Origin of the sequence: Vibrio sp. RW (genome assembly GCF_027587105.1) — a bacterium.
Classification (GTDB): Bacteria; Pseudomonadota; Gammaproteobacteria; order Enterobacterales; family Vibrionaceae; genus Vibrio; species Vibrio toranzoniae.
On sequence record NZ_JAPPTM010000003.1, the window covers coordinates 124,130 to 144,870 of the forward strand.

19 protein-coding genes and 2 pseudogenes are annotated in these 20,741 nt (G+C 43.1%); 14 read left to right on the forward strand and 7 right to left on the reverse strand.

What is annotated here, in order from left to right:
• Positions 1-73: 73 nt before the first annotated feature.
• Positions 74-820 (forward strand): flagellar brake protein, encoded by a 747-nt coding sequence (locus OCT63_RS03540; RefSeq protein WP_046223031.1) that lies wholly within the window; start codon positions 74-76, stop codon positions 818-820.
• 101 nt (positions 821-921) lie between these two features.
• Here the strand turns inward: OCT63_RS03540 and OCT63_RS03545 are convergent, their stop codons facing one another.
• Positions 922-3,282, reverse strand: a complete 2,361-nt coding sequence (locus tag OCT63_RS03545; protein ID WP_060469027.1) for a Lon protease family protein — start codon at positions 3,280-3,282, stop codon at positions 922-924.
• A gap of 239 nt (positions 3,283-3,521) precedes the next feature.
• Between OCT63_RS03545 and OCT63_RS03550 the strand changes: the two genes are divergently transcribed.
• Both OCT63_RS03550 and OCT63_RS03555 read left to right on the forward strand, forming a co-directional pair.
• A complete protein-coding gene (locus tag OCT63_RS03550; RefSeq protein ID WP_060469028.1) occupies positions 3,522-4,016 on the forward strand; it encodes a hypothetical protein in 495 nt (164 codons plus the stop codon).
• Between the two features lie 12 nt (positions 4,017-4,028).
• Positions 4,029-5,657, forward strand: coding sequence for an ABC transporter ATP-binding protein (locus OCT63_RS03555; RefSeq protein ID WP_269983211.1), 1,629 nt, complete (start codon positions 4,029-4,031; stop codon positions 5,655-5,657).
• Between the two features lie 637 nt (positions 5,658-6,294).
• Here OCT63_RS03555 and OCT63_RS03560 read toward each other — a convergent pair.
• Positions 6,295-6,399: pseudogene (locus tag OCT63_RS03560) on the reverse strand (helix-turn-helix domain-containing protein); the annotation flags it as partial.
• 387 nt (positions 6,400-6,786) lie between these two features.
• Between OCT63_RS03560 and OCT63_RS03565 the strand changes: the two are divergent.
• The 6 genes from OCT63_RS03565 (at position 6,787) to OCT63_RS03590 (ending at position 10,893) form a co-directional block, all read left to right on the forward strand.
• Positions 6,787-7,335: a BON domain-containing protein gene (locus tag OCT63_RS03565; RefSeq protein ID WP_046223028.1), complete on the forward strand. Its 549-nt coding sequence runs from the start codon at positions 6,787-6,789 to the stop codon at positions 7,333-7,335.
• Between the two features lie 32 nt (positions 7,336-7,367).
• Positions 7,368-7,538 (forward strand): DUF1328 domain-containing protein, encoded by a 171-nt coding sequence (locus tag OCT63_RS03570; RefSeq protein ID WP_269983212.1) that lies wholly within the window; start codon positions 7,368-7,370, stop codon positions 7,536-7,538.
• Between the two features lie 8 nt (positions 7,539-7,546).
• Positions 7,547-7,744, forward strand: a complete 198-nt coding sequence (locus OCT63_RS03575) for a hypothetical protein (protein ID WP_269983213.1) — start codon at positions 7,547-7,549, stop codon at positions 7,742-7,744.
• 65 nt (positions 7,745-7,809) lie between these two features.
• Positions 7,810-8,217 carry a hemerythrin domain-containing protein gene (locus OCT63_RS03580; protein ID WP_269983214.1) on the forward strand — a complete coding sequence of 136 codons (408 nt, stop codon included), beginning with the start codon at positions 7,810-7,812 and terminating at the stop codon, positions 8,215-8,217.
• 107 nt (positions 8,218-8,324) lie between these two features.
• Positions 8,325-9,938 (forward strand): diacylglycerol kinase family protein, encoded by a 1,614-nt coding sequence (locus OCT63_RS03585; RefSeq protein ID WP_269983215.1) that lies wholly within the window; start codon positions 8,325-8,327, stop codon positions 9,936-9,938.
• A 40-nt stretch (positions 9,939-9,978) separates the two neighbouring features.
• Positions 9,979-10,893, forward strand: coding sequence for a mechanosensitive ion channel family protein (locus tag OCT63_RS03590; protein WP_333482690.1), 915 nt, complete (start codon positions 9,979-9,981; stop codon positions 10,891-10,893).
• 29 nt (positions 10,894-10,922) lie between these two features.
• On the opposite strand, the gene OCT63_RS03595 is transcribed toward OCT63_RS03590, so the two are convergent.
• Positions 10,923-11,081 (reverse strand): hypothetical protein, encoded by a 159-nt coding sequence (locus tag OCT63_RS03595; RefSeq protein ID WP_017054947.1) that lies wholly within the window; start codon positions 11,079-11,081, stop codon positions 10,923-10,925.
• A gap of 449 nt (positions 11,082-11,530) precedes the next feature.
• On the opposite strand from OCT63_RS03595, the gene OCT63_RS03600 reads away from it, so the two are divergent.
• A complete protein-coding gene (locus tag OCT63_RS03600) occupies positions 11,531-12,094 on the forward strand; it encodes a porin family protein (protein WP_269983217.1) in 564 nt (187 codons plus the stop codon).
• 194 nt (positions 12,095-12,288) lie between these two features.
• The gene (locus OCT63_RS03605; protein WP_060469034.1) at positions 12,289-12,870 is read left to right on the forward strand and encodes a YqaA family protein; all 582 of its coding nucleotides are present in this window, start codon (positions 12,289-12,291) and stop codon (positions 12,868-12,870) included.
• 434 nt (positions 12,871-13,304) lie between these two features.
• Here OCT63_RS03605 and OCT63_RS03610 read toward each other — a convergent pair whose 3' ends face one another.
• Positions 13,305-13,496: a LysR substrate-binding domain-containing protein gene (locus tag OCT63_RS03610; RefSeq protein WP_269983285.1), complete on the reverse strand. Its 192-nt coding sequence runs from the start codon at positions 13,494-13,496 to the stop codon at positions 13,305-13,307.
• 30 nt (positions 13,497-13,526) lie between these two features.
• Complete coding sequence (locus OCT63_RS03615; RefSeq protein WP_269983218.1) at positions 13,527-13,748, reverse strand: LysR family transcriptional regulator substrate-binding protein; 222 nt, start codon at positions 13,746-13,748, stop codon at positions 13,527-13,529.
• A 16-nt stretch (positions 13,749-13,764) separates the two neighbouring features.
• Here OCT63_RS03615 and OCT63_RS21500 point away from each other — a divergent pair.
• Positions 13,765-13,929, forward strand: a pseudogene (locus OCT63_RS21500) (cysteine/O-acetylserine transporter); the annotation flags it as partial.
• 399 nt (positions 13,930-14,328) lie between these two features.
• On the opposite strand, the gene OCT63_RS03620 reads toward OCT63_RS21500, so the two are convergent.
• Both OCT63_RS03620 and OCT63_RS03625 read right to left on the reverse strand, forming a co-directional pair.
• Positions 14,329-16,377 (reverse strand): prolyl oligopeptidase family serine peptidase, encoded by a 2,049-nt coding sequence (locus tag OCT63_RS03620; RefSeq protein ID WP_269983219.1) that lies wholly within the window; start codon positions 16,375-16,377, stop codon positions 14,329-14,331.
• A gap of 84 nt (positions 16,378-16,461) precedes the next feature.
• The gene (locus OCT63_RS03625) at positions 16,462-17,379 is read right to left on the reverse strand and encodes a LysR family transcriptional regulator (protein WP_017054950.1); all 918 of its coding nucleotides are present in this window, start codon (positions 17,377-17,379) and stop codon (positions 16,462-16,464) included.
• Between the two features lie 248 nt (positions 17,380-17,627).
• Here OCT63_RS03625 and OCT63_RS03630 point away from each other — a divergent pair, with 248 nt between their 5' ends.
• Both OCT63_RS03630 and lldD read left to right on the forward strand, forming a co-directional pair.
• Positions 17,628-19,334 (forward strand): L-lactate permease, encoded by a 1,707-nt coding sequence (locus OCT63_RS03630; RefSeq protein ID WP_161671953.1) that lies wholly within the window; start codon positions 17,628-17,630, stop codon positions 19,332-19,334.
• A gap of 203 nt (positions 19,335-19,537) precedes the next feature.
• The gene (gene lldD, locus OCT63_RS03635) at positions 19,538-20,677 is read left to right on the forward strand and encodes an FMN-dependent L-lactate dehydrogenase LldD (RefSeq protein ID WP_161671952.1); all 1,140 of its coding nucleotides are present in this window, start codon (positions 19,538-19,540) and stop codon (positions 20,675-20,677) included.
• The last annotated feature ends 64 nt before the right edge of the window (positions 20,678-20,741 follow it).

Consider the following 20,741-nt stretch of genomic DNA (forward strand, 5'->3'; position numbering starts at 1 on the left):
GCACGTAATAACCCATTGTTAGAAAGTTATTCATATAACGAACAAACGCATGTTGGCACATGGAGAGTAGAGAATGAACGCACCACTGAAGAAGCCTTTGGAGCATAATCAGGCCCTTCAAGACCCTCGTAATCGTACCGTTTCCACGATTAACAGCACTGATGCACTCGCCATGATCGAACACGGGAGTGAGCTTACGCTGAATGTCTCGACACCCGTTGGCACAAAGTTTCTCGCCACGACAAAGTTTATCGGTACTCACAGTGAGAACTGTATCCTTATTGAGGTTCCAGAAGTCTCAAACAACGACCTTAATTTTTTCTTCCAAGAAGGTTTTTGGATGACAGCTCGTGCATATTCTCTAAGAGGTGAAGGCGCGCTGATCCACTTTAGGTGTCAGATTCACCATCATGTTGGTGACCCCTTCCCCCTGCTGGTTCTTTCCACGCCAAGTACGATGCAAGTAACTCAGCTTCGTAAAGAAACACGTTATGAGGTAAACCTCAGTTCGAGAATTATCTTAAATGACCAACGCATGAATTGCGAAATTAGGGATTTATCCAAAAGTGGTTGTCGCTTTGTGACATCACCCACTGCTCGACCCATTCAGATCACCGATAGAGTATCCATAGAGATCACGCCAGAAAACTACAACGGACCATTGATCCCTCCGCTTAGAGGGATTGTCTGCAATCTACAAAAGTCGACACATTACGCGCGATATGGCATCGAATTTGATGATATTGGTAGAGCCAACGCCAAAAACTTACTCGGAAAATTGAAGTTCGACGGTATTAAGCTCCGTTTACGGAATGCTTGAGCACTCGAGATTGTAAGAATAAAAAAACAGCCATCGATAATGTCGATGGCTGTTTCGTTTACAGTTAACTGTAGTTTAGCGAATTTACGTAAGGCGATAAGCTATTTACGAAGCGCGTTAAGTTTAGCTTGAGCGATACCAAAGATAGTATTGATTGGATAACTCCCCTCATCGCTGAGCTCACCCGCCGCTTTGCCAGTGAACAACTCAATCGCTTCCGTCACATGATCGATAGCCCAGATATTAAACTCGCCCTTTTCAACCGCCTTAACGATATCGCTACGCAGCATTAAATTATGAACATTCGAACGCGGGATGATCACCCCTTGCTCACCTGAACGCCCTTTGATCTCGCATACATCAAAGAACCCCTCAATTTTCTCATTCACCCCCCCAATTGGCTGAGATTCACCAAACTGGTTCATAGATCCGGTAATCGCAATGTCTTGACGGTTTGGCTGCTTCGAAAATGCCGACACCACCGCACAAAACTCCGCCATACTCGCACTGTCACCATCTACACCACCGTACGATTGCTCGAAAGTAATATTAGTGGTGAGTGGAACTTTCGCCGTTTTACCGAAGACTGAAGAAAGATACGCAGATAGTATCATTACCCCTTTCGAGTGAATGCTGCCACCTAGGTCTACATTTCTTTCTATATCAACCACTTCACCGTCACCGTAAGCCGTGGTTGCGGTGATTCGGTTCGGGGCACCAAACATATGATCTGTCGTACTCAATACAGACAGAGCATTGACCTGTCCCACCGATAGGCCATCAACACGAAGTAAGGTCGTACCATTGATGAACGTTTCCATCACGCTGTCTTGCAACCGGCCGACACGCATTTGCTGATTCGATAACGCTTGCTCAACATGTGTCGAGCGAATCAAATTCGACTTCGCTCCTCTCGCCACGTAGTTTGATTCTCGAAGCAAATTCGCAATATGTGCTGAGTGCAAGGACAATTTACCTTGGTCACCAGCCTGACGAGAGCTATGTTCGATGATTCGCGCTATCGCTTTACGATCACAATGCAGCATGTTGTTGTCATGAACAATGCTCGAAATAAAGCGCGCGTAATGCATTTCCGAGTCCGCGGTACGCTTCATCTCATCTTCAAAATCAGCCGTTACACGAAACAGTTCTGCAAACTCCGCATCGTAGTGCTGCAACAATTGGTAAGTACGATAATCACCAAAAAGAATGATCTTAACATCTAATGGAATCGGTTCTGGATCAAGCGATACCGCTCCTGTTAACGTCACCTCTTTTTCCAACGAAGTGAAGCTCAGTTGACGCGAACGTAAAGCTCGTTTCAAGCCTTCCCATACATAAGGCTGTTCCAATACTTTCACTGCATCAATCAGTAATACGCCGCCGTTGGCTCGGTGTAAGCTACCCGCTCGAATCAGAGAAAAGTCAGTAAATACCGTACCTTTAAAAGTCGCTGTTTCTACATAGCCAAACAGAGAGTGGTAGTTCGGGCTTTCTTCTACCACAACCGGTAGCGTTTGCTTTTTCTGGCTAACAATCACGTTAACGTTGTAACGGCGAGGTATTTTCTTATCTAAAGATGCTGTCGCTATTTCAGCTTGTTCTGTACTTTCTTCTAAGAAAATATCCGCGTTATCGACAATATCTTTTCGAAGTGACGTAAGGTACTTTTTGATCTCTGGATATTGACTGTAATCCTTCTTCAGCTGTTTGATAAAGTGCGTAATGACGTCTCTCGCAGTATCATCATTGAGCTTTTGAATTTTCTCTGTATAGGTTTCTTCAAGCTCCGTCAGTTCACGAGAAATGGTTCTTAACCCGACTTCCAATGCATCGATGGTTTTATCGAATTGCTCCTGCTCCTCAGGCGACAGCAAATCAAAGCTCTCTTCGGTATGAAGCTCATCGCCATTCATTGCAACGAATTGGTAATCACCCTGCGTTGTGATAGTCAGGTTGATGCCCTTGTCTTTCGCTTCTTGACTAATCGCTTCCAACGCAGCCTGCTGCTTTGACGCTAGCTGGTTTTTAAGCCTATCCGCTCGGCTAAAGTACATCTCATTATCAAAGGCAAGTGGCATTGCCTTAAGCAATTTACGCATTAACTTTTCAATATCTTGCTTTAAGTTACTGCCTACACCTGTTGGTAATTTGAGAACTTTCGGTGTACGGATATCTTCAAAATTCGCGATATAGCACCAATCAAAAAGCTCTTCCGCTTTCTGAGGATGTCGGTTGAGATAGCGCAAAATCATGGTGCGTTTACCAAGGCCATTTCGCCCTATCGCATAAATGTTGTAACCCTTTTCCTTGATTGACATCGCGAATTCAACGGCCTTTTGTGCTCGTTCCTGTCCGACAATCTCATCAATTGGAGCCAGTTCTTTGGTCGATTTACATGGTAGCTTCTCTAATTCTGCTACCTGATACAGCTGTTCTGCATTGAGTCTTTGCATCGCCATCGCCGCCTCCTTAGTCCTTTATTACTTGGGGTAAATAAAATCAGTGTAGATGCAATTTCCTATAAATTTAGTGACTTACGCTACACGGCCGTCCAACCGAGCAAATAATATACAATTTAACGCATTTTTCAGAATAATGAGGGTTTTAATTCACCGACTTAACATGTGAATGATTTTAATTTGCAATTGATAATAAATATCATTAACATTTTAAAATATTCTAAAATGAGGATGTGGACATGGAAATTGAACGATGCTGGATGCACTACCTAAAAGCTGAACAGTTAATGGAACAAGGTCACTGGCCTGAAGCACAGCGTCTTTATGGTGATGTTCTCAGTTCTCTTCCTCATCACATCCAAGATGCGGCATATCAAAGCGATATCAAACCCTGCCAGTTTGCTTGCCTGCTTGCTGGGCTTAGAGACGCGAGCGTTGCTCAATCTGAGATTCTCAACCGTTTAGGGCAGCATCAACAGGCCTTCGATACCTTGAATCAGTCTTACGCACTGATGCAGTTTATCTCGCTTGAGAGCACTGAACTTATTCAACGCACCTATGGGCTATTGGAACAACAAAGTGAAGATCTACTCAATCACCTTATCGCTTTTTGCAGTGCTCAGCGCAGCGCACATTGGATGCTCGAACTAGAACAAATTCAACGTGCTCATCATCACTTTGGGCAACTTAAAACAACGTCAGAAGTTCAATCTTCACCTAATGTCTTAAATTGATAAGGATATATCATGTCGGACCGGGCCATTCTTAAAGTTAATAACCTCTCCGTTAGCTTCAGAACCAATGATGGAATCATTGATGCGGTGAAAAAGGTTAACTTTACCCTTAACTCAAGCGAAACCTTAGCCATTGTTGGTGAATCAGGTTCAGGTAAATCCGTCTCTTCTAACGCACTTATGCGCTTGCTTCCCGATAACGCCATTATTGATGAGCAATCAGACATCGAATTTGAGGGACAATCGATTCTTGGCAAGACTGAACCAGAAATGCAGTCGATTCGTGGTGACAGAATCGGCATGATCTTTCAGGAGCCGATGACTTCTCTCAATCCATACCTGCGAGTAGGTATTCAAGTGACTGAAGCCCTAATGTGCCATCGTAAGGTATCCAAATCGAAAGCAAAACAACGTGTGTTAGCGCTGTTCAACCTCGTTCATCTGCCAATGCCAGAGCAGGCGTACAACAAATACCCGCATGAGTTTTCTGGTGGTCAACTACAGCGAATCATGATCGCGATGGCGCTGATCAATGAGCCCGACATTCTGATTGCAGACGAACCTACGACAGCGTTAGATGTGACCGTTCAGGCTGAAGTGCTTTCTTTGATCAAAGAAATTCAAGGCAAAATGGGCATGGCGATTTTGTTCATCACCCACGATTTAGGTGTGGTGAAACACTTTGCTGACCGCGTACTCGTAATGTGTAAGGGAGAATTGGTTGAAGAAGGTTTGACCCAAGCATTATTTGACCACCCTAAACACGATTACACACGCATGCTGATTAACTCGATTCCGAAAGGCGCTAAAGTTCCTGTTGAGGCATCAGCACCTGAGCTGCTTTGTGCCGAAGATATTCGCGTAAAGTTCTTGATCAAATCTCACTTCATCCAAAGCAAGAACCAATACTTCGAAGCCGTAAAAGGCATCTCATTAACCCTCAAACAAGGTGAAACGTTAGGCATTGTGGGTGAATCTGGCTCTGGTAAGTCAACACTTGGGCGAGCGTTAATCGGTTTGCTGCCAAGTAGCGGACGTATTGTCTACAAAGGCCAAGACGTTAGCTTATTAACCGATAAAGAACGCCATAAACTCAAGAAAGATGTACAGATGGTTTTCCAAGACCCTTATGGTTCTTTATCACCACGCATGACAGTTGGGGAGATCATCACCGAAGGCTTAACGGTGCATCAACCTCACTTGTCAAAACAAGAACGTTTAGAAAGAGCACGCAAAGCACTGATTGAGGTTCGCTTAGAGCCAAACTCAATTAACCGCTACCCACATGAATTCTCTGGTGGGCAAAGACAACGTATCGCGATTGCGCGCGCGCTGATTCTAGAACCCTCTTTCATTTTGCTGGATGAACCAACCTCAGCACTTGATCGATCGGTACAACTGACCGTGATTGACCTACTGAAAGACATTCAAGCCAAGCACAACATCGGCTTCCTGTTCATCAGCCACGACCTTTCGGTAGTCAAAGCATTATCAGATCGTGTATTGGTGATGCAAAAGGGCGAAGTGATGGAAGAAGGCTCTGCGGAAGATATTTTCAATGCACCACAAAACGACTACACCAAGAAACTCATCGCAGCATCGTTCGACTTAGAAAAAAAATCGAAAAAAAATGCAGCGTAAAAGGAACTAATCAACATTAACAACGTCTTATAAATACATTCTGAATAAGTATATATACTCAAAATAGTTGGAGTTGCAGTTAACAACGCTACAACTTCAAGTATCAAGAATATAATAAATTGCACTCTAGAATGGATATAGCAAAACTGGTTTGGCCGCCAAAAGAAAAATGTCGCATGGATGCGACATTTTTCGTTTCTGGCGTATATGAAAAATCAACTCCGTGATTATGAAGGCTAGCTTATATTGTCGGCTCTTAACAGGATTAGCTGACATCCAATACGTAAAGTCGGATTAAATATTGAGAAACTTTGAAAACGTTTTTGGACAAAAATGAGTTTTGAAAAATTAAACATAAGAAATGTTGTAAATAACTACTGGTATGGCAAGCAACCACATTTGACATACAGAAAGACTCGATACCCCATAAGCAGTGGTATTTTGATCACAGCGCCCGGCAGAAACGACTCAGGCAGGTACTCTATTAGAACAGATCCTACAATTTGCTTGCATAGAGAAGAAGCACTTGGTTTGTTCAACAATTATATTCAGGAAATGGAATCTGGCAGTAAGTAATATGCCTCGTCACCTTTAACAGAGTTGATCTTCCTTTACTTCAGAACAGTGAATAATTTATCTAACTCTGATACTTCTCCAGCTTGTTGTAGAGCGTTTTTACGCTTATTCCTAAATCCTCTGATGTTTCTTTTTTGTTGCCTTCATTTTCTTCAAGAGTGTTCACCTCTAATCGTATCGTCCGCTCTGAGGGTGCGATACAAGTTATGCATTGGTCTTTGATGAGCCGACTAACATGCCAAACTGGTCTAAGTCACTTGTGGATATTTTTCCCCTCTTCCTGCTTTTCTTCCGCATTTTTTGTGAATAATACTGAGTGAGTATTTAAAATGATAGATGAAAATCGGGCAATATTATTATGGTGTATCACTAATTCGGACGAGGTAAATATTTATATTTTTTACAAATACTCCTTGTAAATTATTCATTCTCCATCATTGAAAATATTAACACTATTTTTGTTTTTTAATTTAAACCTTTAAATTCAATCACTTGTATTTTTGGCATATGGTTTGCTTTAGTGATAATACAAGTACAAAAAAGGAGATAAATGATGAAAAATTTTGCAAGTAAAATTCTACTAACAACGGTTATTGCTACTTCTTCTTCTGCAGCGGTTGCAGATAGCATGTGGAAAGAAGATACGCTAGATGCTTGGATTGATGGTAAAGCAGAAACGACACTATTACTTAATTCTAATTTGAACTCTTTTGATATTAACACTTATGTTAAAGACCAGGTTGTAACTTTAACGGGCTCAGTTGAAAACCAGACAGAAAAAGCCCTTGCCGAAGAATTAGTATTAAGTTTTGATGATGTTAAGTCGGTGAAGAATGAACTTACGGTCATCGATAATGAAAAAGATAAAAATAAAGAATCAACACAGGTCTTAACGGATACCAAAATAACGACCATTGTTAAGACTCGACTATTAATGAATACGGGAGTCAGTGGTACTGATATTGAAGTGGAAACTAAAGAAAACACTGTGGTATTAAAGGGTTCAGTGACGTCAGATACGGAACATGACCTTGCGCTATCTATTGCTCGTAATACATCCGATGTTGATAAGGTCATTGATAAACTTGAAGTAATTCAATAATAAATTTACCAACAGATATAAGAGAGATCATTATGCTTCGCTGGACTTTAATATTTTTTATTCTTGCCATCATAGCAGCTTTATTTGGATTTGGTGGTATAGCAGGCGCTGCGGCAACAGTAGCTAAAGTTATGTTTTATATATTTGCTATTTCGCTGCTTGTATCGGTGGTAATGAGTTTAGTTAACAAAGATAAGAGTTAGGAGTTTTTATGAATATAAGCACAGTTATTTTCCGTTTCCTATTGGCAACAGGTTTTGCTTTTACGCTTTCCGCATGTAGTGACGACGCCCCCTTAGAGAAAGCTAGTGAAAGCGCTGATGAAGCGGTAGAGGAAGCTCAAAATCAGATAGAGGACGGCTGTGAGAACGTGAAAGAGCAACTTGGTACGGAAGATCAGGACTGCTAAAAAGGCATTAACTCACGAGTTAAATCATCCGATCCTCATAAAAAGAATTGAAGCAGGAGCTAGATATGAAAAACATATTTGATGTGCTTAAAGACAGCCATGAGAAGCAACGGCTTTTGATGGATGCGATACTCCAAACATCAGGAGATACTCAGGCTAGGCAAGAGTTCTACTCCAATCTTAAAGAAGAATTAACTAAGCATGCGGTCGCGGAAGAGCGCCACTTCTATGCACCTTTAATAGAGAGTGATCAATCCGTTGATATGACTAGGCACGGTATTGATAAGGTGCTTGCTCAGCTCGATGACACCGAAATGTCCTCACCAACTTGGCTCACACTGATGAAGACACTTAAACACAAAGTAGAGCATCATTTAGAAGAAGAGCAGCATTTCTTTCAAACGGCTGGCAAAGTTTTAGACTCAGATCAGAAAGAAACTTTGGCTCTAAAATATGAGCAAGAGATGGCTTGATTCGAAGTGTCACCTATGTTGGATAGTGAAGCGTAGGTTTTAGTTTAACAACTTGGGCCCATTTATGGGCCCGCTTTTTTTATACACAGAGAAATTAAGGCCTCACTATGTTTATCGTTAAGTACTATATACTCATTGCTATCGCTTGTTTTTCTATAGCAGCATTTGTTCCCAATGTATTATTCAGCTTACTATTGGTTTGGTCAGGGTTATCGATGTCTATCGTTAGTGCAGCCTATATCTTCGAGATGCCATCCATATTTAGAAAAAATAATGATGGCAAAATAGCCTGGTGGATCAGGTGGGCGTTTATTCCTTTTTTTCTAGGTATTCGTTTATACAATACTTGGGCTATAAAAAGAGATAAAGTCGATCCCATACAGCAGGTGGGAGAAGGTTTATATGTTTCTCGACGTCTACTCCCCTCCGATTTGTCATTTCTACAATCTCAAAACATAACGTGTATTGTTGATGTCACCGCAGAATTTTCGGGTTTAGAGAGTGCGATGACCAGCGAAGAGTTTCATTACCTCAATACCCCGGTACTTGACCATCAAGCCCCTAAGTTACCCAAGCTTAAACATGCCCTTAATTGGATAGATACTCAGATAAGCCAATCAAGGTCCGTAGTTGTTCATTGTGCACTTGGCCGTGGTCGCTCTGTGTTTGTGGTTGCAGCATACCTGTTAGCGAAAAATTCATCTCTGAGTGTGGAGCAAGTGCTCAAAAATATCAATGATGTACGAAGCACTGCACAGTTGAACAAAAAGCAACTAAAGGTGCTGAATGCTATCAGTGATAAGGGGCTGCTCAATCTTGAAGACAAATGCTGCCTAATTGCTAACCCTGTTGCAGGTGGAGGCAAATGGCAAACGAGTGAGCAGCAGGTTATTCGAGAGCTTACCCAAAAGTTCAATTTAGACATAGTGACCACCAGTAAAGAAGTATCAGCGGAATCTCTAGCCGAACAAGCAAAAGATCGAAATACTTCTCATATCATCGTCTCTGGCGGAGACGGCACCGTCAGCGAGGTGGCAAGACAAATCGTGGGGACAGACACGGCACTCGGGGTTATCCCATTGGGTACGGCAAATGCTTTATGCCATGTGCTCTATGGTTTTGCGACAAAAGTATCACCGGTTGAAAAGGCCTGCGAGGCTATTCTATCTGGCAAGTCTAAAAAAATGGATTTGGCGTACTGTAACGACCAGCCAATACTGCTTATTCTTGGTATTGGGTTTGAAGAGAAGATGATTGATTACGCTCATCGTGAACAGAAAAATAAAAATGGCCAACTTGCTTACTTGTCGGGTTTATTTTCTGCGGTTGTAGCAGGAGAAAGCCAGTGGTTTGAAGTCACTAAGGATGGGGAGCCAACACGAGAAGCTGAATTACAAAGCTTAGTGGTTGCCAACACGTCGCCTTTTAGCACGGTCCTTGCCCAAGGGGGGAAAGAGCCAAGACCTGATGATGGTCAATTGCATATTACCTATTTAGAAAATACCGCTTCGCTTGGAGAAAGAGCGTTAGCGCTGTCTGATGTGTTGCTTTCAAGCTTAGGCCTCAAAGAACAAGTCTCATTTTTTGACTATGAGCCTGCAAAGCAAGTCAAAATAGAATCAAATCGACCGATCCACTATGTCATTGATGGAGAAAAGTTCTCCGCTGAATCACTTGAGATAAGCATCAAAAGCCAAGCTTTATCCGTTTGCATTCCATAGTCACTGATCACAAGACCAATCATGAATGAAGGACATCACCATGGAGATGAATCTCTCTTTCGACATTGAGAAGTTTAACCATTTAATTGAGCAAAAGCTGGAGCATTGGCTTGTTGAAACCATCAAGTTGATTCCTAATCTTATTGTTGCGCTCTTTACGTTGTTTGCTTTTATCTTTATCGCCAACCTAGGCGGTCGATTATTTAGGAACTTGAGCAACCGAGTCGTAGATTCAAAGGAAGCAACCAACTTATTAGCATCGATTGTTAAAGTGATCATTATAACCGTTGGTTTTTTTGTCGCTTTAGACTTTGTTGGATTGCAAGGTACGGTTACATCACTCCTAGCAGGGGCGGGTATTTTGGGGCTTGCTATTGGTTTTGCTTTTCAAGATATGACCGAAAACCTGATTTCAGGGATCACGATGAGTATCCGCAAGCCATTTAAAATAGGCGATATTGTCGAATCCAACAGCGTAATGGGGCAAGTTATTCAAATTAATTTGCGCAATACTCTTGTAGAGACGTTTTCAGGTCAGCACGTCATGATTCCAAATAAAATGGTTTTTCGTAACATATTGACGAACTACAGCCGAAAAGGTCTCAGAAAAATAGAAATTCCTGTCGGTATCTCATACGCGGACAGTCCTAATTTAGCGACCAAAGTAATAATAGAAGCTATTAATCAAAAACCTTATGTGAGCAACCACGAAGACACAGCGGTTCATGCTGCTAGTTTCGCCGATAGTAGCATCAATTTGTTGGTATGGTTTTGGATTGATTACCCTGGCGACTTTGGTTACATGGAAGCACAAAATGACAGCATTGTAGCGATTAAGGAAGCACTGTCGGATGCTGGTATCACGATTCCGTTTCCTATTCGAACACTGGACTTTGAGGCGAAAGGAGGAGAAAGCCTATCAAGCATAGTGACGAATAATTTCGCTAAGATGTAATTGTTCATGAGCACACGTCACACGGCCTCTTATGATGCTGGCGGTGTTTGCTTGTCATTGTTAACCTCAGTTTGAGCCAAGCCATTGCCATCACCCTGATTTTCAGTGCTTGTGATGTTAAGCGATGGCTTTTCTGGTTTTCGGCAGTACTCAATCCATTCGAAGAAGTAAGATAGGCATGAAACCATGCAAATACCTGTGTTGTGAACGCATTATCTGAGGGTACTTTGCAATGAGTATCCATGATAAACCCTTTGGGCAACATAGCCTATCCCAAACGACTAATAGCTTCGTTTTCATGCTCTCACCTTAACTGGTAATTAGAGTCATCACATCTATTTTAAAATTTCACTAAATAATAGGTGGTTTCGAATCGAGTTTAGAAAAATCTATGTTTATTATTTTTTTGAAAAAGTTACATAACAACAAGAATATTTTTCACGGTGTGTATTTACCTTAATATTAAAATGTTTTTATAAGGTAATAAATAGATTAATTTTTCTTCCTTTATCGATATTCAACCGGGTTTTGTTAATGTTATGTTAGTTTTAGTATGCTTTTAGTGGTTTTTAAAGTTGGCATTTCTTTTGCTCTATATAAATCGATATTTGAATGGAACTTATATTAGGAGAGCGAAATGAAAAGCAATGTTGTTACTTTGATTAGCCTTTTTACTTTAACAACCTTTAATACTCTTTCACACGCTGCGGACTCCAACGAGCATGGTGTTTATGTGGGTGCCAACTATGGTTATTTGAAAGTTGATGGGCAAGATGACTTTGATGATGACAGCGATGCTACTCAAGGTTTAGTCGGTTATCGTTTTAACCCTTACTTAGCGTTAGAGGGGGGGTATATTGATTTTGGTAGCTATGGTAATAATTTAGCTAATACCGAAACAGACGGCTATACCGCTGCTCTAAAAGTTATAGCTCCTATTGCTAAGCGTGTTGATCTTTACGCAAAAGGTGGTCAAATGTGGTACACGACAGACTACAATATTGCGGACTTCAGGGGCAGTAAAGACGACGAAGGTGTATTCGCTGGCGCCGGTGTGGGTTTCAAAGTGACAGATCAATTCTTAATCAATGCTGAATATATGTGGTACGACGTAGAACTCAAAGCAGAGAATGTTACGAATGGTGCAAGCACAGAAACAGATTTTAACCAAGTATCGTTAGGTGTGGAATATCGATTCTAATGCGGTTCATAAGACTGAGTTTAATAAAGTGGTGTTAGGATCTGGATGTGTTTTATAGCAGGGTGGGCTATTTCTAAGCTAATCAAATAATCCCGAATGATGCACGAAGAGGAAAGTTATTATGATCTATTGACAAGAGAGGCGCAGTTAGCTTTTAAGGCTCAATCCGTATCACTTTGAAGGATGAAAATTTCATGCTTAAAATACTAAAACGAAAAGCCAAAGACTTGATTGAGTCTCAAAATATGTTGAGTGGTGTTTTCACTGCCTCTCTTCTTGAATCTACGATTGTACCTATTCCATTGGAAGTATTGCTTATTCCGTTGTTGCAAAAACGACGCGATAAGCTTTGGCAAGTTGCACTTATCGCGACTCTAGGCTGTGTTGTCGGCGCACTGTTGGGGTATGCGTTTGGTTACTATATTTTCGAACTACTACGTGACTGGGTAGTCACTCATTGGGTAACAGAGCAAAAATTAGATACTGCCATGCTACGGATAAGAACCGAGGGTTTCTGGTTTGTCATGACCTTGGGCATCGCACCCATTCCTTTCCAAATTGCTATGTTGGCAGCAGGAGCTACTCATTTTTCACTCCCTTTATTTCTACTCGCTACAGGCTTATCTCGTGCCATTAGGTACTTTGGTATCGCGTTGGTAGTATATATTGCTGGGAACAAAGCAGAAGAACTGATAAAAAAATATCAATTTGCAACATTAGGCCTTATAACGTTAGTATTAATAGTCGCTTGGTACCTAAGTATGAATGGTAGATAGTTTACTGGTGTTCATTGAAGGTTCGATTACTCGCATTAGCTTTCTTTTGTGAACCTTTCGAGTATTTACCACTCCAGTTAACAACATGGATGAACAGCATTGCTTGCGCAGAAACTCCCCCAAAAAGCCAAACTTCAAGGACTCTTATAATTGGAGAATAAGTTTATCGACTTAACGAGTAAATCTGAGCAAGATATTATCCTTCCCCTGAAACGTTTATGCCCTCCCTTGTATTACAACTTATTTATCTCACAACATTACCGATAACGTTCCTGTATTTAGACATAGTTACTGTATTACTTTACGAAACGACACCATTAATACTCATTCCGCATACAGTCAATAAATACCTCCATAGCAGGGGTTACACACTTTCCTGCATGGTAACCGCACTGTGGTTTGACCATCTGTGGCTTATCGGTGAACTTAAGTTCTTATAAGCTGCCATCTTGCAATTCTTTTTTGACAGTAAAGCGAGGTAGATAAGAGATGCCAATATTGCTTTCGACACAATTTTTGATGGTGTTGATGCTGCTTAGCTCAATCATATTATCGATGGTGATGTTGCGCTCTTGAATCGTACTTTCAAAGATCTGTCTAAATAAACACTTGGGGCCGTTACTGATGAAACCTAAGTCAAAGTGTGTATCCCTCTCCTATAGTTCCATCCCTTTTAACATTGGCGAGGCTATCAGTACTAAAGGCTCTTCTTTGAATTCATGAACCTTCAGCGCATTACCACTTCCCACTTGGTAGAACACACCCAAATCGGCTTTGTCAGCAATCAAATCATCTCGGATCTGACAACAATTTTGGGATTGTAGAGAGAGCTTTACCTTGGGTGCTCTTATCCTGAATTCTTTTAATACATTGGCCATTTTATAGGCAAGCTGTGTTTCAGCGACGAGTCTGCTACTTGCTTTTATCGCGTTAGTTAGCAACTTAGCATGGGCTGTAGCAGGTAAACTACTTCAATCGCAATTCCAAAAACATGGCAAAACTATCAACATGACATTAGCTTTGACATTGCTCTACTGCGCAACACAGCTGTTTTCCTGAATTGAAGGTCATCAGGAAACGCTCGGTATAAGAAGTAAAATAGCGTCTACTTGAGTTAATTTATCTTTTGCCAATTTGGCAAAGGCGCTGGCAAACATTATATCCAATAGCGAATTATCGCCACAAGCAAGGTGCATGATTATACAGGCGAGACTCTTGCCTAGAAATGTTAAGAAGTGACAACTTTTTGGAAGTGTCCGTGCAGTGATGTTCTGATATCTGCCATAACATCACGTATTGCAAACTCAGCAGCGTACCCCGTTGCTGAGTATCACGCTAAAGTAGAAAGGGGGCAGAAGTGTTTTAGCTTACCTGCCCCGTATTACTTGATATGGTAAAAAACCAATTAATCTTTATTGTAAATACTCACATCTTATTGGAAGTAGACAAATTGCCCTCTCACAATTCAACTCCCATATTGAACAGGGTAAACGCATAGATATCAGCCGTGAGATCGATCGCTTTGCTCAATGGCATTCCCGCGCCATGACCCGCATTAACATCGATACGAATCATCACAGGTGAGCCGCCTTCATTCTTGTCTTGTAGCTCTGCGATGAACTTATAAGAGTGTGCTGGCACCACGCGGTCGTCGTGATCTGCGGTGGTCACCAGTGTTGCTGGGTAATCGACGCCTCGTACCACATTGTGCACCGGAGAATAACCAAGCAGGTATTCAAACATCTCTTTGTTTTGCGCTGATGTACCGTAGTCGTACGCCCAGCCTTCACCTGACGTGAATGTGTGGTAACGCAGCATATCTAGCACCCCAACAGCAGGCAGAGCCACTTGGAAAAGCTCAGGCCTCTGTGTCATACAAGCACCCACCAGCAAACCACCGTTAGAACCGCCGCGAATCGCCAGCTTGTCGCTGCTGGTGTAATTTTCTGCGATTAAGAACTCCGCTGCGGCAATGAAGTCATCAAATACATTCTGCTTTTGCTGCTGAGTGCCGGCTTTGTGCCACGCCTTGCCATATTCGCCACCACCACGCAGGTTAGGGACGGCATATACGCCACCCAGTTCTAGCCAACTGCCAACAGTGCCCGAGAAAGAAGGCGTTAGGCTAACGTTGAAGCCGCCATAGGCGTACAACATGGTTGGATTATTGCCGTCTAGTTTTAGTCCCTTCTTATAAGAGATAAGCATCGGAACCTGTGTTCCATCCTTTGAGGTATAGAAGACCTGTTTAGACTCAAATTGATCCGATTCAAACGGAGACTCTGAGCGTTGGTAGATTTCAGAGCTGCCTAATTCAACATCAAAAGAGAAAATCGTTGGCGGCGTTACATAGTTGGTAAAGGTGTAATAAAGCTGGGTTTGCTCTCGTTTACCACCTAAGCCACTAGCCGTTCCCAGCCCGGGTAAATGGATTTCGCGAACTAGGTTGCCTTGGTAATCGAGCTGCTCAATTTTCGATACAACATCCACCATATAGTGCGCAAACAAGTAACCACCGCCGGTGCTGATCTCTAAAGGCTGTGACTTTTCTGAAACAATATCGATCCATTGTTGGCTGCGCGTATCAAAGCTCACCACCTTGCCGTTAGGCGCATCGAGATTGGTATATAGCACAAAGGTCTCATCTTGATTGTCGATAAGGTAAGTATCGCTATCCACATGATCAATCAGTGTGTTTAGGGTTTGTTCATCTGAACTTAAGTCGATATAGAACAGCCTGTTACCTGATGTGGACTTTCGCCCTAGGATGATCAAGTATCGGTCGTCTTCAGTGGTATAACCCGACACATAGCGATGCTGCTCAGCACTGTCCGCACCAAAAATCACCTTGTCATCGGTTTGTTCTGTACCCAATTCATGGAAGTACAGCTTATGTTGATCAGTACGAGCTGAAAGCTGACTGCCGTCAGGCTTATCGTAACTAGAGTAATAAAAGCCGCGGTTACCTAACCAAGAAATACCGGTAAATTTAGCGTCTGTGATTTCGGCTTCAAGCTGCTGCTTAGTCTCGGTATCGATAACAAAGATCTTACGCCAGTCGCTACCACCCTCTGAAATGCTGTATGCCACCAAGCTGTAATCTTTCGAAAACGACACCGAACCCAGTGATGTGGTGCCATCTTCCGAGAAGGTGTTCGGATCTAAGAAAACCTCTTCTTGTTGTCCTTCTTTCTGACGATAGAGAATACTGTGATTTTGCAAGCCATCATTCTTATAGAAATAGGTGTAATCTCCTCGCACAAACGGTTGCGAGCTCTTTTTGTAGTCTTGCGCTTTCGCCAGCCTTTCTCGCAGTTCAGCGCGATACGGGATTTGAGCAAGGTAATCGAACGTGACTTCATTCTGGCTCGCCACCCACTGCGCAGTTTCGTCACTTCTGTCGTCTTCTAACCAGCGATAAGGATCTTCAATGATCTGACCGAAATAGTCATCGCTGACGATCTGTTTGTTGGTAATTGGATATTGATACTCTTTTAAATAGCTCATCGTGATCCTTATTTAAAGTGATGGTAACGTTATACCGTTGCTTGGAAGCCGTAACTTTGGAAACCTAAGCTTTAAACTCATAGCTTAAAAATAGTGTGAAATCGTCAGGTAGCGAGTTCTGATGTGTTCAATCAATAACTTAATCTTGTTTGGCGGCTGGCGAGTAAAGGGGTACACCGCATAGATACCCAGTTTTTTTCCGACTAAATCTGGAAATATGTCTACCAACTGGCCGTTTCTAATATCGTGATACACCAAACAACGCGGTACATACGCGATACCGTGACCACCCAAGGCCGCTTTGCGTAAAGCGGTCGCGTTGTCTGTCGAGAAAGAGCCCGAGACACGCACGATGTATTTATCGTTATCGGTGAAACCGTCTTTACTATGCAAAAATTGCCATTCACTGGCACCCGTTGTTTGGTAAGCGTACTGCAAGCAATTGTGCTCAACTAACTCTTTGGGCAGCATAGGCTTACCGTTTTTTGCTATATAAGATGGGGAAGCACACACCACCCATTGTGAATCCAATATATGACGTGCAATGAGGCTGGAATCTTCCAAATAACCGGTTCGAATCACCAAGTCGAGGCCATCCTCGACCAAATCAACAAATCGATTGTTAAGAGACATGTCGACCGTTAAACCTGGGTGCATATTACAAAATTCAGCAACAGCGTCTGCGAGAATCAAATCTCCGGAGATAGTAGGCACTGACATTTTGATGTGGCCACTGACATTTTCACCAAAGCCTGAAACAGCATCCATAGCCTCTTGAGCCGCCTGCTTCACATTTTTGGCGCTATGTAACATCGCCTTACCCGCCTCGGTAAGCGTTAATTTACGTGTTGTTCGATATAACAATTGCACGCCAATCTCTTCTTCCAAACGCGCAATTCTCTTACTAACTACCGAATTTGTAAGGTTATTTTGCTCTGCCACCTTACTAAAGCTACCCAGCTCTACTACCTGTGAAAACAGGATCAAATCATCTGCTCGCATCTAATTATGCCAATTTTGGAATTAATTATTTTCATTATTTCCCTATATCAATAAAAAATAAAGGGGTAGATTCACGCCAAATTAACAAAACAATTACAAAAACAGCTTTTGCAATCAGATCGATTAAAAATAAAGCAACTCTAATTACAACAATTGAATCTACAGGGTTCAAATTACACCTACAAAACTAATGACGTGTTATTCACTTCAAACATGAACGTTTGAAAAACAAGTACGAGGAAGTACCCATGAGTGAAACTCTACTGGCTCTATTGGCCTTTTCACCAATAGTTGTTGCAGCGATTCTGCTGGTTGGCCTGAATTGGCCTGCGAAAAAAGCGATGCCAGTGGCATTTGCATTGACCGTTGCTATCGCCTTATTAAGTTGGGATATGTCTGGCACTCGCGTGCTGGCTTCTGTGTTCCAAGGCTTCGGCATTACGGTGTCGGTTCTCTGGATTGTGTTTGGCGCTATCTTCTTATTAAACACTTTGAAACACACCGGAGCTATCACCACCATTCGCAATGGCTTCACTGATATTTCAGCGGACCGTCGTGTACAAGCGATCATCATCGCTTGGTGTTTTGGTTCATTCATTGAAGGTGCATCCGGCTTTGGAACACCTGCTGCAATCGCTGCCCCACTCTTGGTTGCAATCGGCTTCCCAGCATTAGCTGCCGTGCTAATGGGGATGATGATTCAGTCTACGCCGGTATCATTCGGCGCGGTTGGTACACCTATCATCGTTGGCGTAAACAAAGGTTTGGATACGCACAACATCGGTGAAAGCCTGATTGCCAATGGTTCAACATGGGATGCTTACCTACAACAGATCACATCAAGTGTTGCGATCATCCACGCCTGCGTTGGTGTGATGATGCCTGTGCTTATGGCAATGATGCTGACTCGCTTCTTCGGTAAGAACAAAAGTTGGACTGAAGGTTTAGATATTCTGCCGTTCGCACTGTTCGCAGGTGCTGCTTTCACCATTCCTTACGCACTCACTGGTGTCTTCCTAGGTGCTGAGTTCCCATCACTGATTGGTGGTTTGGTTGGCCTTGCTGTTGTAGTAACGGCAGCGAAACGTGGCTTCCTTGTTCCAAAGTCAAAGTGGGATTTCGAAAGCGAAGACAAATGGCCTGCTGAATGGCTAGGTTCTTTGAAGGTCGATGTAGACGACACTCATTCAAGCAATAAGCAAGATCATAAAAAAATGAGCATGGCGATGGCGTGGGCACCTTATGTGCTGCTCGCTGTGACTCTGGTTGCTAGCCGTGTGAGCCCTGAATTCAAAGGCCTACTGAAGAGCGTTAGCCTTTCATTCAGCAACATCCTTGGCGAAACCGGCGTAAGCACAGCGATTCAGCCTCTGTATCTACCGGGCGGTATCTTAGTATTCGTAGCATTAGTTGCAGTTCTAATACAGTCACGCAGCGCAGCACCTTTAGTAAAAGCCTTTGGTGAATCAAGTAAAACCCTGATTGGTGCAGGCTTTGTGCTGGTGTTCACTATCCCGATGGTACGTATCTTCATTAACTCTGGCGTGAACGGTGCTGATTTGGCAAGTATGCCAGTAACCACTGCGAATTTCGCGGCTGACTTAGTGGGCGGAGCATTCCCCGCACTGAGTGCAACGGTCGGTGCTTTAGGTGCTTTCATTGCAGGTTCGAACACAGTATCGAACATGATGTTCAGCCAATTTCAGTTCGAAGTCGCGCAAACTCTGAATATCTCTAGCGTTGTAGTTGTCTCCCTACAAGCCGTGGGTGCCGCCGCCGGTAACATGATTGCGATTCACAATGTGGTCGCCGCATCGGCAACGGTTGGTCTATTGGGACGCGAAGGCGCAACACTGCGTAAAACAATTATCCCAACGTTCTACTACTTAGTAATGAGTGGAATCATCGGCCTCGTAGTTATCTACGGGTTCAAAATGACAGACGTACTTATGTAGACCATAAGTCGTAACCAAAGCACTTGGCGTTAGTACCCAATTCCCCGACTGCAACACCGTCTCATAAGACAGTTGATGAGTTTCGGAATGGACACTAGAACACATCAACCCTTCGGGTATTAACGCCATTTTATAAAGAAAACAAGCAGCTCAAGCTAAGCTCTCATAGAAGGGCAACATCCCAAGAATTTAGGACTGAAATTATGATCATATCCGCATCGACTGATTACCGCGCCGCAGCAAAAGCGAAACTGCCTCCGTTTCTTTTCCACTACATTGATGGCGGCTCTTACGGAGAGCATACCCTACGCCGCAACACGGCTGACCTTGCTGAGATTGCGCTCAAGCAGCGTGTCCTCAATGACATGTCGGACCTAAATTTGGAAACCGAGTTGTTCGGCGAAAAGCTCGCGATGCCGATTGCCTTAGCTCCGGTTGGCCTAACGGGCATGTACGCACGACGTGGTGAAGTGCAAGCAGCAAAAGCTGCAGACAACAAAGGCATCCCTTTTACCATGTCGACTGTGTCGGTGTGTCCGATTGAAGAAGTGGCACCTAAGATTGAACGCCCAATGTGGTTTCAACTTTACGTGCTAAAAGACCGTGGCTTCATGAAGAACGTTCTTGAACGCGCAAAAGCGGCTGGCGTAACAACACTAGTCTTCACGGTTGATATGCCCGTACCGGGCGCTCGCTACCGTGACATGCACTCCGGAATGAGTGGCCCAAATGCAGCGATGCGTCGTGTATTCCAATCGATGCGTCATCCTAGTTGGGCGGTGGATGTTGGCCTATTGGGTAAACCGCACGACCTTGGCAACATCTCTACTTACCGCGGTTCTCCTACCAAGCTGGAAGACTACATCGGTTGGTTGGGCGATAACTTCGACCCATCGATCTCATGGAAAGACTTAGAGTGGATCCGTGACTTCTGGGACGGCCCAATGGTCATTAAAGGCATTCTTGATGAAGAAGATGCAAAAGATGCCGTGAGATTTGGCGCAGACGGCATTGTAGTTTCAAACCACGGCGGCCGTCAGCTTGATGGTGTTCTATCGAGTGCCAAAGCCTTACCTGCAATTGCAGATGCAGTAAAAGGCGACACTAAGATTCTGGTCGACTCTGGTATTCGTACTGGCTTAGATGTGGTTCGCATGATGGCATTAGGCGCAGATTGCACCTTACTTGGCCGCTCTTTCGTTTACGCATTAGCAGCGCAAGGGCAAGCAGGCGTTGAAAACCTACTCGACCTTTATGATAAAGAGATGCGCGTTGCGATGACTCTAACTGGCGCTAAGACAATCAAAGACTTAACGCGTGAATCTTTGGTGGGGCTAGATTAAGCCGCCACGATTCTGATTTAGGTTCAGACTCATGCTTTGGTCTACTTAGACTGAAGTTCAATCG

Bases quoted from the DNA above. Each gene is read 5' to 3' on its own strand.
- OCT63_RS03580 (WP_269983214.1), top strand. From the start codon at position 7,810: ATGAAAAACATATTTGATGTGCTTAAAGACAGCCATGAGAAGCAACGG.
- OCT63_RS03595 (WP_017054947.1), bottom strand. From the start codon at position 11,081: ATGGTTTCATGCCTATCTTACTTCTTCGAATGGATTGAGTACTGCCGA.
- OCT63_RS03630 (WP_161671953.1), top strand. From the start codon at position 17,628: ATGAGTGAAACTCTACTGGCTCTATTGGCCTTTTCACCAATAGTTGTT.
- OCT63_RS03570 (WP_269983212.1), top strand. From the start codon at position 7,368: ATGCTTCGCTGGACTTTAATATTTTTTATTCTTGCCATCATAGCAGCT.
- OCT63_RS03565 (WP_046223028.1), top strand. From the start codon at position 6,787: ATGAAAAATTTTGCAAGTAAAATTCTACTAACAACGGTTATTGCTACT.
- OCT63_RS03585 (WP_269983215.1), top strand. From the start codon at position 8,325: ATGTTTATCGTTAAGTACTATATACTCATTGCTATCGCTTGTTTTTCT.
- OCT63_RS03590 (WP_333482690.1), top strand. From the start codon at position 9,979: ATGGAGATGAATCTCTCTTTCGACATTGAGAAGTTTAACCATTTAATT.
- OCT63_RS03615 (WP_269983218.1), bottom strand. From the start codon at position 13,748: ATGGCCAATGTATTAAAAGAATTCAGGATAAGAGCACCCAAGGTAAAG.
- OCT63_RS03605 (WP_060469034.1), top strand. From the start codon at position 12,289: ATGCTTAAAATACTAAAACGAAAAGCCAAAGACTTGATTGAGTCTCAA.
- OCT63_RS03555 (WP_269983211.1), top strand. From the start codon at position 4,029: ATGTCGGACCGGGCCATTCTTAAAGTTAATAACCTCTCCGTTAGCTTC.
- OCT63_RS03620 (WP_269983219.1), bottom strand. From the start codon at position 16,377: ATGAGCTATTTAAAAGAGTATCAATATCCAATTACCAACAAACAGATC.
- OCT63_RS03625 (WP_017054950.1), bottom strand. From the start codon at position 17,379: ATGCGAGCAGATGATTTGATCCTGTTTTCACAGGTAGTAGAGCTGGGT.
- OCT63_RS03550 (WP_060469028.1), top strand. From the start codon at position 3,522: ATGGAAATTGAACGATGCTGGATGCACTACCTAAAAGCTGAACAGTTA.
- OCT63_RS03545 (WP_060469027.1), bottom strand. From the start codon at position 3,282: ATGGCGATGCAAAGACTCAATGCAGAACAGCTGTATCAGGTAGCAGAA.
- OCT63_RS03575 (WP_269983213.1), top strand. From the start codon at position 7,547: ATGAATATAAGCACAGTTATTTTCCGTTTCCTATTGGCAACAGGTTTT.
- lldD (WP_161671952.1), top strand. From the start codon at position 19,538: ATGATCATATCCGCATCGACTGATTACCGCGCCGCAGCAAAAGCGAAA.
- OCT63_RS03600 (WP_269983217.1), top strand. From the start codon at position 11,531: ATGAAAAGCAATGTTGTTACTTTGATTAGCCTTTTTACTTTAACAACC.
- OCT63_RS03540 (WP_046223031.1), top strand. From the start codon at position 74: ATGAACGCACCACTGAAGAAGCCTTTGGAGCATAATCAGGCCCTTCAA.